Origin of the sequence: Rhizobacter sp., assembly GCF_035702065.1 — a bacterium.
Lineage (GTDB): Bacteria > Pseudomonadota > Gammaproteobacteria > Burkholderiales > Burkholderiaceae_C > Rhizobacter.
The window spans coordinates 1-12,269 of the sequence record NZ_DASSRA010000290.1 but is presented as its reverse complement, the minus strand read 5'-3'; the positions used below and the strand labels follow the sequence as shown (position 1 = coordinate 12,269).

The following is a 12,269-nucleotide window of genomic DNA, read 5'->3' as shown; positions in this document are numbered from 1 at the left end:
TCAGCGCGGGCAGCCATTTCTGCGGGTTGTTGCCGGCGGTCTCGACCGCCTTCACGCCACCGTCGATGATGGCCTTCACGTAGCCGGGGTAGTCGGGCGTGTTGACCATGGGCAGGAAGGTGAGGTTCACGCCGAAGGGTTTGTTCGTCATCTCGCGGCAGCGCTTGATCTCGTTGGCCAGCAGCTCGGGCGAGCGTTGCGTGAGGCCGGTGATGATGCCCAGCCCACCGGCGTTGGAGACAGCCGCCGCCAGCTCGGCAAAGCCGACGTAGTGCATGCCGCCCTGGATGATGGGGTGCTCGATGCCGAAGAGTTCGGTGATGCGTGTCTTCATGAAGCGTCCTTTGACAGGTGTTGTTTGATGGCGTTTTGTCGGATCTGGCGCTTCAGGATCTTGCCCGAGGGTGTGCGCGGCAGCGGGTGCGCAGACTGGATGATGTAGCGCGGGATCTCGAAGCGCGCGAGGTGGCCTTCGAGGAAGCGACGCAGCTCGGTCATGTCGAGCGCCTCGCTGCCATAGACGGTGGCACCGACCTCTTCGCCCAGGCGCTCGTCGGGCACGGCGTAGACCGAGGCTTCCTGCACCTGCGGGTGCATCAGCAGCGCGGCCTCGACCGCGCCACAACCGATGTTCTCGCCCCCGCGGATGATCAGGTCCTTGATGCGGTCGACGATGTAGAGGTAGCCCTGCGCATCGATGTAGGCGCCGTCGCCGGTTCGGAACCAGTCGCCGTCGAAGGCCTGCGCGTTGGCCTCGGGCAGGTTCCAGTAGCCCATGAACACCGAGGTGCCGCGCACCCACAGCTCGCCGCGCTCGCCGGGCGGCAGCACGCGGCGGCTTTCGTCGGTGACGCGGATCTGCAGCACCTGCGAGCAGTGGCCCGAGCTGCTCGGGTGGTCCAGGTAGTCCTGGCCGACGATGCCGGTGCCGATGGCATTGGTCTCGGTCATGCCCCAACCGATGTTGGGCAAGGCCTGCGTGAAGCTGGCCTGGATCTGGCGCACTTGCTCGGGTGCGCGCGGTGCGCCACCGCCGCCCAGTGCGGCCAGCGTGGCCAGGCTGTAGCGGCCCGACTGCGCCACGCGCACCAGGTCGCCGGTGACGGCGGCCGGGCCGGTGAGCGAGGTGAGGCGCTCGCGGTCGATCAGCGCGGCGGCCTTGTCTGCGTCCCAGCGGTACATGCTGACGATGCGGCGCTGCAGCCGGTAGCTCGTGAGGTAGGACGAGTGCAGCCCGGTCACGTGGAACAGCGGCACGGCCAGCAGCGTGCCGCCCTGTTCGGTGGGCTCGGGGCGCACCACGCCGCTCACCAGGTCGAGGATGGCGTAATCGAGCTCCCACGAGAGAAGCGCCGAAATCACCATGCGGTGCGTGGAGGGCACGCCCTTGGGCCGGCCGCTGGAGCCGGAGGTGTAGAGCATGATGGCCAGGTCGTCGGGCTGCATGTCGACCGGCGGCATGGGCACGTCGCCGACGGCGGCGGTCACGGCCTTCAGGTCGCGTGCACCCGCGGGCAGCTGCATGGCACGCACGCCCAGCACATGCAGGCCGGCGATGGGTGCGTGCGCCAGGCGGTCCAGTCGCTCCTGGTCGGCCAGCAGCGCCTTGGCGCCGCAGTCGGTGAGGGCGTAGACCATGTCCTCGGTCTGCCAGTGCGCGTTCATGGCCACGGCGACCGCGCCGATGGAGGTGATGGCGCTGAAGGCCAGCATCCACTCGGGGTAGTTGCGCATGGAGATGGCGACGCGGTCGCCCGGCTTCACGCCGCACTGGTGCACCAGCACGTGGCCGATGCGCGAGGCCTGCCGCCAGGCTTCACGGAACGTGAACCGTTCATCCTCGTAGACCAGGAAGGTGAGGTCGGTGACGTAGGCCTCGTAGTAGGCACGCAGCGTGGGCGGCGCGTGCTTGAAGGCGCGCACAGGGCGGCCGTTGGCGACGATGTCGACCAGCTCGCCCGGTTGGCCGGGGGCGGTGAGGGCGGCGATGGCCGCCGCGCGGGTCATCGGCTCGGGCATCTTCAGCGGCCCTTGAACACCGGCTCGCGCTTCTCGACGAAAGCCTTGGCGGCCTCGCGGTGGTCTTGCGTCTGGCCGGTGTGGATCTGGTGCGTGGCCTCGAGGTCCAGGCACTCGTCGACCTCGCCTGCCATCGCGCGGTTGAGGTTCTCCTTCATGTAGCGGTAGGCCACGGTCGGGCCCGACGCGAGGCGGCGCGCGATCTCGCGCGTGCGATCGGCCAGTTCCTCCGGTGCACACACCCAGTTGGTGAGGCCCAGGCGCAATGCCTCGTCGGCCGACACGCGCTCGGAGAGGAAGAACAGCTCGCGTGCCTTGCCGGAGCCCACGATCTGCGTCATGAAATAGGTGCCGCCGTAGTCACCCGAGAAGCCCACGCGCGCGAAGGCGGTGGTCATGATGGCGGAGGAGGCCATCACGCGCAGGTCGCAGGCCAGCGCGAGGGCCAGGCCCGCACCGGCTGCCGGGCCGGGCAGGGCGGCGAGTGTCGGCTTGGGCATCTTGAAGAGGCGACCCGCAGTCTCGCGCTGGTTGTGCCGCTGCTGGTGGATGGCTTCGTCGATGGTGCGCTGGCCCACCGTGCCGTCGCCCGCAGCGGCCATGCCCTTCACGTCGCCGCCGGCGCAGAAGCCCTTGCCCGCGCCGGTGAGCACGATGCAGCGCACGGCCGGGTCGAACTCGGCGCTCACGAGCTGCTGCTGCAGCGCCAGCACCATGGGGCGCGACAAGGCGTTGCGCGCGTCGGGGCGGTTCATGGTCAGTGTCAGCACGCCCTCGTCGAGGTGGGCCAGCAGGTCGGGTGTTCCGGTGTCGAGGGTGCTCATGTGGTGTCTCCGTCTTCAGCTCACGAGGCCCAGCTCGCGCGCGTCTTTCTCGTAGTTGGCGTAAGAGGCCTTCAGCGTGGCGCTGTTGAGGATCATCTCGGCGGCCAGCGTGCGCGTGCCGGCCACGTAGACCTGCGTCTTGATCCAGCACGACTCGGTGCGTGCGCTCTCGCTCAGGGCCACGATCTCGCGCTCCAGGTCGTAGGCCTGGCCGACGAAGAGCGGGCCCTGGACGAGGCGGATCTGCTGGCCGGCGAAGAGGCCGACGGCGGGTTGCTTTCCCTTGAAGCCAGCGAGCGCGGAGGTGCTGCCCAGCAGCACGCTGATCATCTCGATGGGAATGATGGCGCGGCCCCAGGGCGACGAGGCACCGCCTTCGGGCGTGTACCAGGGCGAGGGCTCGGTGATGACCTTGAGCTTGGAGGCGAGCGTGAAGGGGTAGTAGTCGCCCATGTGCTGCTCGAAGCCCATGGCGATGGTTTCCTTGGCCGCGCCGCGCTGGCCCACCTTCAGGTCGCGGTTGATCACGAGGCCGGTGGCCGGGCGCAGCTTGGCGATGCGTTGCGGGATCTCGTGCAGCGCCTGCGGCACATCACCCACCGAGGCGGTGCCGGTGAGCACGGGCGTGCCGTCCTTCTTCTCGGCCCAGATCTTGACGAGCTTCTCGCCGGCGGCAGGCGGCTGCACGAAGGCGCGCACCTCTTCGCCTTCGACCACCATGTTCTGGTAGTGCGCGCTGATGCAGCCGGTCTCGAACCACGCCTGGCCGAAGAGCTTGAACAGCAGCGGGTCGAACTGGCTGAAGTGCGTGGGGCCCTCGATCGGCCCGGCGCGCAGGCCCAGGTCTTCGGCGGTCTTGTCGTCGTGGATGGAGAGGTGGCCGCCGTAGGTCTGCTCCGCGAGCATCTGCCGTGGCTTGCGCAGAGGGCCGCACCACGCAGGCTGGGTCTCGAACGGGACGGTCATGGCAAGCCTTTCCATACGACGCGGCGAAATACCCAGCATAGGCGCCATGCGAGGCCAACGCAGTCGCGCGGGTGTCAGCGCACGGCGCGGGAATGCAGGAAGATGCAGCCCCTCCGCACAAACCCGAAGAGCGCCGACATGGAACTCCACGCCACCACGCCCACGCCGCCCGATGGCTGCATCGAGACGCAAGTCGTCGGCAACGTGCTGCTGATCGGCATCAACCGCCCGGCCAAGCGCAATGGCTGGACGCCCCGGATGTTCCGCGAACTGGGCGAGGCCTACACCCGCCTGGACGATGACCCCGAGCTGCGCGTGGGCGTGCTGCATGCCTTCGGCGACCACTTCACTGCCGGGCTGGACATGCCCGCCGTGCAGGCGCACCTGGAGCGTGGCGAGAAGCTCATCCCCGAAGGCCTGGTCGAGCCGCACGACTTCGGCAAGCCCGGCTACCGCCGCCGTACCAAGCCGGTCGTCGCCGCCGTGAAGGGCATCTGCTTCACGGTCGGCATCGAGCTGATGCTGGGCGCCGACATCGTGGTGGCCGGCGAGGACTGCCGCTTCTGCCAGAAGGAAGTGCAGCGCGGCCTGATGCCCGGTGGCGGCGCCACGCTGCGCATGTCCGAGCGCGCCGGCCTGGGCAACGCCATGCTGTACCTGCTGACCGGTGACGAGTTCGACACCCCCACCGCCTACCGCCTCAACTTCGTGCAGAAGGTGGTGCCCAACGCGCAGGTGCTCGACGAGGCGCTGGCCATCGCGCAGCGCATTGCCGAGCAGGCGCCGCTGGCCGTGACGGCCACGCGCCTCAATGCCATCAAGGCGGTGGAAGAGGGCCCGGCGGCCGCCGTGGCCGAGTTCGGCGCGGTCCAGAAGAAGATCTTCGCGAGCGAAGACTGGGCCGAGGGCGTGCGCTCCTTCGTCGAGAAGCGGCCCGCCAAGTTCACCGGCCGCTGAAGCAGGCCCGCCTCACCTGGCGGGCAGGCCCAGGAAGGTGAACGGCGCGGCCACCTCGAACTTGCCCGAGGTCTCGCCGGAGAACACGTTCTTCTGGTTGTCGCCGAGCCGCAGCACCTTCACCTTGCCGCTGGCTGGCGAGAAGTCGACGGCCTTCAGGTCGACCCAGAAGGTATTCGGCGTGAGCGCCGATTCGAAAAAGTAGAGCTTGCGCTTGTGGTCGGCCACCGTGCGCCAGCGTGTGCTCGAGATGTTGGGCTCGTTCGGCGTGGTGATGCCGAAGGGCACGGACGCATTGCGCAGCACGCTGAACACCGCGGCCAGTGCCAGGTCGGGGTCGGCGTACTTGGGGATCGCGTTGATGTAGAACGAGGCGCGCGCAAAGCGGTCGGCAGCGCGGTTGGTGCCCGGCAGCATCACCGTGCCGCCGATCTGCTGCCAGTAGGTGGCGAGCGCGAGCTGCTGGTCGAAGACCGGCGAGTTGGTCATGACCTGGTACTGGCGGCCGTGGTGGATCACCTGCTTGCCGCCGATGTACTCGACGATTGCGCTGTCGCCGCTGGCGTCCGACAGCGACAGGTGCAGCGTGGCCAGTCGCTCTTCACCCGGCACCTTGTCGGTCACGAGGGTGAAAGGCTCCTGGCGCAGGTGCTCGACGGCCTCTTGCACGGTGGCGAAGTTGTCCAGCGCGTACTGCGCCCAGGCCGCGATGGTCAGGCCCGGTTTGCCACGGCCGTCGAAGGGCGGGTACTGCGACTCGACCAGCCACAGCACGTTGGCCGACAGGCCGGCTTCGTTCAGGCCGTCGGTGGTGGAGATGTCGTAGCCTGTGGCGATGACGCTTCCGTAGCGCGAGGTCCAGCGAAGCGAGTTCGGGCCGGCCTCGCCGCTGCGCTTCATGCCGCGCGGGAAGATCCACAGGTTGGTGGCGACGTCGACGCGCCAGTCCATCGAGCGGGCCGTGATCACGTTGCCATCGGGGCCCAGGTAGACGGCGCGTGTGCAGGCCGCTGCGCCGTCGGACGAAAGAAGCATCGCGCAGGCGGCCAGCTTGCACGCCGCGGCGCGCCAATCGAATCGGGGCATGGGTCGCTCCTTTTGGCGAGCACCGTGCCCGCGTGGGGCCGATGCTAGAGGCGCGCAGGCGGCTCCGCAATTGCACCGAGGTGCAGCGCTTCTCAGCGGTGGCGCAGTTCGCCGCTGCGTCCCATCCAGCGTTGCGCGTTCATCACCAGCCATTCGCGGGCGAGTGCGTCGTCTTTCAGGTAGGCGTCGAGGAACGCGGTGCTCACGTGCTGGATGGCAATGCGCCCGAGCTCCAGCCCGGTGGCCGTGAGCGGCTGGATGCCCACCCAGCGTTCGCGTTCCATGATGGCGAGCTGGCCGCCATCTCCAACGGGGCCTTGCCTGCCGCCGCGGCGCTGGGCGGACGGGTCTGCCGGCGCGAGCCAGGAGAAGGGCCTGGCCGGCAGCCCGGCCTCGCGTTCGGGCTGCGGGCCTGCCGCATGGGCCGAACCGCTGAAGGCCGCGTGGGGCAGGCTGCGCAGCGACAGCAGGTACTTGTCGTTGCCCTGCAGGTGGCTGAAGGCGGCCGCGCGCAAAAGGGGGCCGTCGGCCTGGCCCAGCACGTCGCGGTCGGCGTCGCTGGTGACGGACAAGGTCGGCAGGCGGATGCCCTTATAGCGCGTGTCGAGCGAGCCCTGCGAGAAGCTCACGTAAGGGCTGAGCGCGATGGCGGCGCGCACGCTCACGGTGGTGAGCGGCTGGTCGGCGCTGCTGATGCGCTCGCCCGCCACCGCCATCGCGGTGTAGGCGCCGAGGCCGAAGCCGGCGATGGCCACGCGGTCCCAGGCCACGCGTTGCCACGGGGCCTCGCCCGCGCTGGTGCGGCGCCTGGCTTCGCCCAGCACCTGGTCCAGCCTGCGCAGGCGATCGGCCATGACGGCGGGTGCGTGGCGTTGCTTGCCCAGCTTGACGAAGTCGCCGTCGCGCGCGAGGTCGGAAGACCAGGCGGTGGCGTCTTCCAGCAGGGGCTGCACCGACATCACCGCATAGCCCGCGCCGGCCCAGGCCGAGCGCCAGGCGTCGCCGGCATCGCTCGCCTCACCCAGGCCGGGAACGTAGATGACCAAGGGCAGTCGGTCGCCGCGCTCGGGCATGTCCAGGTTGACCGTGATCGTCTGTCCGGCCACGACCCAGGGGTGACTTGTGTGGCTGACGGCAGCTTGCTCGACCGATGAATAGCCCCGTGCAGCGAACTCCTGGGGAAGCGGTTCGTCGGGGCGGCGCTGCGGGGGCTCGGAGGAGCAGGCCAGCAGGCTTGCCGACACGGCGCATGCCAGCGCCAGCGTCAGGGTGCGGCAGCGGCGCACCTGCTAACTGCGTGCGCGCATCGCGGTGCGCGCTTGCACGAACTCGAACGCGTACTTGACCGCCTCGGCGATGGCCACTTCGTTGTGGGCGCGCTCGTTCTCGGTCAGGTAGAAGACGAGGTCGACTTCGTGGCGGATGTAGCGTGGCGGCAGGCGGTTCAGCGCCACGCAGGCCACGTCGGCCAGCAGATCGCGCGGCACCTGCGGGTAGCGGGCCGCGGAGGTCGAGACGGCCTCGAAGATGATCCGCTCGTAGTGGTTGTGGATGGATTCGAAATCGGAAGCAGCGCTCATGGTGTCGAGTGCCCGACTCAAATGCGTTCGAGCACCCGCATCGAATAGTCGACCGCCTTCACGTCCTTGGTCAAGCGGCCGATGGAGATGCGGTCGACCCCGGTGGCTGCAATTTCACGCATTTGCCCGAGTTGCACGTTGCCCGAGACCTCGAGCAGTGCGCGGCCCTGCGTGACCGCCACCGCCTCGCGCATCAGCGGTTCGGTGAAGTTGTCGAGCAATACGCTCTTTGCGCCGGCATCCAGCGCCTCGCGCAGCTGGGCGATGTTTTCCACCTCGATCTGGATGTCCACGCCGGAGTCCAGCGCCTGCGCATTGCGCAGCGCCTGGGCCACGCCACCGGCAGCGGCGATGTGGTTCTCCTTGATCAGGATGCCGTGCCACAGCGCGAGGCGCTGGTTCTGCCCACCGCCGGCACGCACCGCGTACTTCTGCGCCTGGCGCAGGCCCGGGATGGTCTTGCGCGTGTCGAGCACGGCGCAGCCGCGCGGGTTGGGCGAAGCGCCTTCGATCGCGTCGACATGGCGGCGTGTGACGGTGGCGGTGGCCGAGAGCAGCTGCAGGAAGTTGAGCGCCGGCCGCTCGGCGGTGAGGAGGGCACGCGCGTTGGCCTCGATGTGGCAGACCAGGGTGTCGGCGGCCATCTTGGCGCCTTCGTCCACGTGCCAGGTGATGCGCGCCTGCTCATCCATCGCGTGGATGCAGCCGTCGAACCACTCCCGGCCGCACAGCACGGCCTCTTCGCGTACCAGCACACGGGCCTTCACGCGCTGGGTGGCGGGCACGAGCTGGGCGGTCCAGTCGTTGCGGCCCATGTCTTCCATCAGGGCGTCGCGGATGTTGCGGGTGCGGGCTTGTTCCAGCGTTTCGTTGTAGTCGAACATGGGGAGTGTCTTCAGGCCGCGCCGACGTTGGGCACGAAGCCAGGCTTCTGGGTGGCGGTGGGGTTGCGCTTGACGAAATCGAGCATGCGGTCGATGCAGCCGAGCGCCTGCGAGCGGATGGGCTCGTCGACGTGGATCTCGCCAGTGCCTTGCTCCAGGCAGGCGACCACGCCCTGCAGCGCGTTCATCGCCATCCACGGGCAGTGCGCGCAGCTCTTGCAGGTGGCGCTGTTGCCGGCGGTGGGTGCCTCGATCAGCGTCTTGCCCGGCGCCATCTGGCGCATGCGGTGCAGGATGCCGTTGTCGGTGGCCACGATGAAGGTCTTGGCGTCCATGCTCACCACGGCGTTGAGCATCTGCGAGGTCGAGCCCACCACGTCGGCCTGGTCCACCACGCTCTTGGGCGACTCGGGGTGCACCAGCACCTTGGCACCGGGGTGCTGGGCCTTCAGCAGGTCGAGCTCCAGGCCCTTGAATTCGTCGTGCACGATGCAGGCGCCGTTCCACATCAGCATGTCGGCGCCGGTCTGTTCCTGGATGTAGCGGCCGAGGTGGCGGTCGGGCGCCCAGAGGATCTTCTCGCCGTGGTCTTTGAGGTGCTTGACGATGGCCAGCGCGCAGGAGCTCGTCACCATCCAGTCGGCGCGGGCCTTCACGGCGGCGCTGGTGTTGGCGTAGACGACGACCTTGCGGTCGGGGTGGGCGTCGCAGAAGCGGGCGAAGTCGTCGGCCGGGCAGCCGAGGTCGAGCGAGCAGGTGGCGTCGAGATCGGGCATCAGCACACGCTTCTCGGGGCTCAGGATCTTGGCGCTTTCGCCCATGAAGCGCACACCGGCCACCACCAGCGTCTTGGCCGCGTGGTCGCGCCCGAAGCGGGCCATCTCCAGCGAGTCGGACACGATGCCACCGGTTTCCAGCGCCAGGTCTTGCAGGTCGCCGTCGACGTAGTAGTGGGCCACCAGCACCGCGTTGTGCTTGGCGAGCAGATCCTTGGCGCGGGCCTTCCACGCTTGGCGATCGGCCGGGCTGAGGGGTTCTGGCACCTTGGCCCACGCGTGCGCGGTGCACGTGGCGCCGGAGGCGTCTTGCAGGGGGTAGTCGAACTGCACTTGGCTCATGGCTGGGTGTGTGGCGGGCCGCTTCGGCCGCGAGGCCGATCATGGTACCGCCACCCCACAACAGCGAAGCGCGTGGGGCCTCGTCTACTCGAGACTCTGCTCGGCTTCCATGAGCTTGTAGCGGGCCAAGGCGAGATTGGTGCGCTGCTTGTCGAGCACGGCAAAGAGGAACAGGCCGGGGTGACGCGAGATCGTGCGCATGACGTGGTGCCGCGGGCCGGCGCTGGTCATCACCTCGTCGACCTCGGTGGTGAGCCCCAGGTCGCGTGCCGACTGCTGGTGAGCGCGCAGCACCTGGGTGCTGGCCGCGGCAGCCAGCCCAAGTTGGATCGGGTGGTCTTCACGCGAATGCCGGGCGAGGATCAGGCCGGTGCTGCCGTCGACCACGGCGCAGGCGAAGACACCGTCCAGGCCCGAAAGCGGAACCAGCGCCTGCGCGGCCAGGGCGGGGTCGAGCGGCGGGCGGCGCACGCTGGTAGCGCTCACCGGCGACGTGATGCGCGCCGTGCTGGCCGGGCCGGCCGCAGCGGGTGTGGCTGCCAGGTCGGCCACCTTGATCTGAAAGCCGTCGAGCCCGCCGGATGCCGGGGCCTGCGGCGGCGCCAGCACGGGCTCCTTCTTCACCCGGTTCCACATGCCCAGCAAGGCGTTCCACACCGCCGACGCGCTGGTCAGCGCCTCGTTCAGCACCTGCACCTTGAGCCGCGCGGGCCACTCGGTCATGCCGATCTTGTTGGCGATCCACACCGCGTTGGGCGGCAGCATGAAGAGCAGGGTGGGACAGCGCCAGTTCGGCTGGTTTACCGCGGTCTGCAGCGTCGTGAGCATCTCGTCGATGGCATGCGGCTGCATGGCCCCGACGATCACCGCCGTCATGTGGCTGCGTTCCATCAGGGCGAGCGGGATGGCGGCGTTGTCGCTGCCGGGTGCTCGCACATCGGTGTGGTAGATGCGCAGGGCGTCTTCGTTGCGGCGCTCCAGGGTCGTGCGCGAGATCATGGCCAGTGTGCGCAGCGTGCCCTGCTCGCGCAGGTGCAGCCGCTCGATGGGGCGACCGCTCGCATCCGACAGGGCCTTGATGACCGAGGCGGCCCACACACCGGTGGGGTCGTAGAGGGCGATCAGGCGGCTGGCGGTTTCGAGGTCGGCGCGCGTGGCGTTGAAGTGCTCGCGGATGGCCTGCGCCGGGGAGCCCGACACGACGAGATCGCGCAGGTGGCTATCGACCATCTGGCCACGGTCGTTGACCTCGGTGGCCACGCTCTCCAGGATGGCGGTGGCGGCGAAGCCCTGATCTCGTTCTTCGGGAACGTGGTCGTTGTGGCCGCGAATCGTGCGCAAATCACCGAAGAGCGAGCTCAGCATGTTGTCTTCTCCCGAAGCTGCGCATCGAACGGCGCGGTTCGCAGAAGTCTAGGCCGGCGGGGCGGGCTCGGCATCCCGCCGGATGCAACCATTGGTTGAAAAGGGACATCGAGTTAGGGGGGTGGGCGGGCGCTTACGAGAACGGTTCAAGAGAAGAAGCGACTGGGCGGTGCCCCCACCGAGCGGCGGACCATCGCCGTGAAGGCGCTGGCGCTCGCGTAGCCCAGCTCGGCCGAGATCACCGACATCGGGATCTTGCGCGCCGCCATCGACAAGGCCTTGGCCAGCAGCACCTGCTGGCGCCATTGCAGGAAGGTCGTGCCCAGCTCGCTGCGGAAGAGTCGCGCCACGGTGCGTGGGCTGGCGCCGGTGCTGCGCGCGCAGGTCTCCAGCGTCGACCAGCGCGTGGGGTCGTCGAGTACGGCTTCGCACAGGGCGCGCAGGCGCTTGTCCTGCGGCAGGTCGACGCCGATGGGCACGGGCTGGGCGCGCCGCAGCTCGTCGAGCACCAGGGCGCTCAGGTGGCGTTCGCGTTCGGTGGGCTGGCGGCGGCCGGGCTCGGCGTCCATGTGAACGACCAGCTCGCGCAGCAGGCTGGAGACTTCCACCACGCGGCATTCGCGCCAGGGCGAATCGGGCGCGGCGTTCACTTCGGGGCCGCAGTGCTCGGCATCCTGGTGCAGGTAGAGGGTGCGCAGGTCCGCGTCCTCCACCACGGTCACCACGTGTTCTACGTTCGGCGGGATCCACACCGCGCGCGAGGGCGGCACGATGAAGGTGCTGCGTGCCGCCGTCATGCGCACGACGCCGGTGACAGAGAAGGCCAGCTGCCCCCACGGGTGGCTGTGCGGGACGATGTGCGTGTCGGCCGCCAGCCGGCGCGACTTGGCGCGTACCGGGTAATCGGGCGTGGGGGCGTAGCCCTGTGGGTCGACGGGCGGCAGGCTGGTGTGGCGGCGTGGGGTGGTCGGAGCAGGCATGTCCGGATCTCGATAGAACTTGACGAACTATCGTAACCCGGCCGATCCATGCACGCCTAGAGTGCACGGATCGTCCCCACATTGCTTCCCATGACCGCTGCAGTTGTTCCCGTTCCCCTCCGGCAAGACGCCAAGACCATCGGCCTGATCGGCCTGGCTCATGGCACTTCGCACTTCTTCCACATGCTGCTGGCGCCGCTGTTCCCGCTGTTCATCCAGGAATTCGGCTTCAGTTACTCCGAGCTGGGCCTGCTGGTCACCACCTTCTTCGTGATCTCGGGTGTCGGCCAGGCGCTGGCCGGCTTCCTGGTCGACCGCGTCGGCGCGCGGCCGGTGCTCTTCGTCGCGCTGAGCTGCTTCGTGCTGGCCGCCTTGGCGACTGCCACGGCGCAGGGCTACAGCGGCTTGATGCTGGCTGCTGCCCTTGCGGGCCTGGGCAACTCGCCTTTCCACCCGGTGGACTTCACCATCCTCAACAAGCGCGTCTCGC

General features: G+C 68.8%; 13 protein-coding genes. 2 read left to right on the top strand and 11 right to left on the bottom strand.

What is annotated here, in order from left to right:
• From VFL64_RS13220 to VFL64_RS13205, 4 genes are all read right to left on the bottom strand, one after another.
• The coding region (locus VFL64_RS13220) for an NAD(P)H-dependent flavin oxidoreductase (protein ID WP_489540845.1) at positions 1 to 334 on the bottom strand (334 nt) is incomplete at its 3' end.
• Entirely contained in the window at positions 331 to 2,019 is a 1,689-nt protein-coding gene (locus VFL64_RS13215) for a class I adenylate-forming enzyme family protein (RefSeq protein ID WP_489540844.1), read from the bottom strand. The genes VFL64_RS13215 and VFL64_RS13220, both read right to left, overlap by 4 nt.
• Positions 2,020 to 2,021: 2 nt before the next feature.
• Entirely contained in the window at positions 2,022 to 2,843 is an 822-nt protein-coding gene (locus VFL64_RS13210; RefSeq protein WP_489540843.1) for an enoyl-CoA hydratase, read from the bottom strand.
• Between the two features lie 15 nt (positions 2,844 to 2,858).
• Positions 2,859 to 3,809, bottom strand: coding sequence for a hypothetical protein (locus VFL64_RS13205; RefSeq protein WP_489540842.1), 951 nt, complete (start codon positions 3,807 to 3,809; stop codon positions 2,859 to 2,861).
• Between the two features lie 138 nt (positions 3,810 to 3,947).
• Between VFL64_RS13205 and VFL64_RS13200 the strand changes: the two genes are divergently transcribed.
• Positions 3,948 to 4,766, top strand: a complete 819-nt coding sequence (locus VFL64_RS13200; protein ID WP_489540841.1) for a crotonase/enoyl-CoA hydratase family protein — start codon at positions 3,948 to 3,950, stop codon at positions 4,764 to 4,766.
• A gap of 12 nt (positions 4,767 to 4,778) precedes the next feature.
• Here the strand turns inward: VFL64_RS13200 and VFL64_RS13195 are convergent, their stop codons facing one another.
• From VFL64_RS13195 to VFL64_RS13165, 7 genes are all read right to left on the bottom strand, one after another.
• A complete protein-coding gene (locus VFL64_RS13195; RefSeq protein ID WP_489540840.1) occupies positions 4,779 to 5,852 on the bottom strand; it encodes a linear amide C-N hydrolase in 1,074 nt (357 codons plus the stop codon).
• Between the two features lie 92 nt (positions 5,853 to 5,944).
• The gene (locus VFL64_RS13190) at positions 5,945 to 7,096 is read right to left on the bottom strand and encodes an alpha/beta hydrolase family protein (RefSeq protein WP_489540839.1); all 1,152 of its coding nucleotides are present in this window, start codon (positions 7,094 to 7,096) and stop codon (positions 5,945 to 5,947) included.
• Between the two features lie 45 nt (positions 7,097 to 7,141).
• Entirely contained in the window at positions 7,142 to 7,432 is a 291-nt protein-coding gene (locus VFL64_RS13185; RefSeq protein WP_489540838.1) for a late competence development ComFB family protein, read from the bottom strand.
• Positions 7,433 to 7,449: 17 nt separating this feature from the next.
• On the bottom strand, positions 7,450 to 8,316 hold the full coding sequence (gene nadC, locus VFL64_RS13180) for a carboxylating nicotinate-nucleotide diphosphorylase (RefSeq protein WP_489540837.1): 867 nt from the start codon (positions 8,314 to 8,316) through the stop codon (positions 7,450 to 7,452).
• Between the two features lie 11 nt (positions 8,317 to 8,327).
• Positions 8,328 to 9,434, bottom strand: a complete 1,107-nt coding sequence (nadA, locus tag VFL64_RS13175) for a quinolinate synthase NadA (RefSeq protein WP_489540836.1) — start codon at positions 9,432 to 9,434, stop codon at positions 8,328 to 8,330.
• Between the two features lie 84 nt (positions 9,435 to 9,518).
• Complete coding sequence (locus tag VFL64_RS13170; protein ID WP_489540835.1) at positions 9,519 to 10,799, bottom strand: roadblock/LC7 domain-containing protein; 1,281 nt, start codon at positions 10,797 to 10,799, stop codon at positions 9,519 to 9,521.
• A gap of 146 nt (positions 10,800 to 10,945) precedes the next feature.
• Positions 10,946 to 11,779 carry an AraC family transcriptional regulator gene (locus VFL64_RS13165; protein WP_489540834.1) on the bottom strand — a complete coding sequence of 278 codons (834 nt, stop codon included), beginning with the start codon at positions 11,777 to 11,779 and terminating at the stop codon, positions 10,946 to 10,948.
• A 90-nt stretch (positions 11,780 to 11,869) separates the two neighbouring features.
• On the opposite strand from VFL64_RS13165, the gene VFL64_RS13160 reads away from it, so the two are divergent.
• On the top strand, positions 11,870 to 12,269 hold a 400-nt coding region (locus VFL64_RS13160), incomplete at its 3' end, for an MFS transporter (protein ID WP_489540833.1).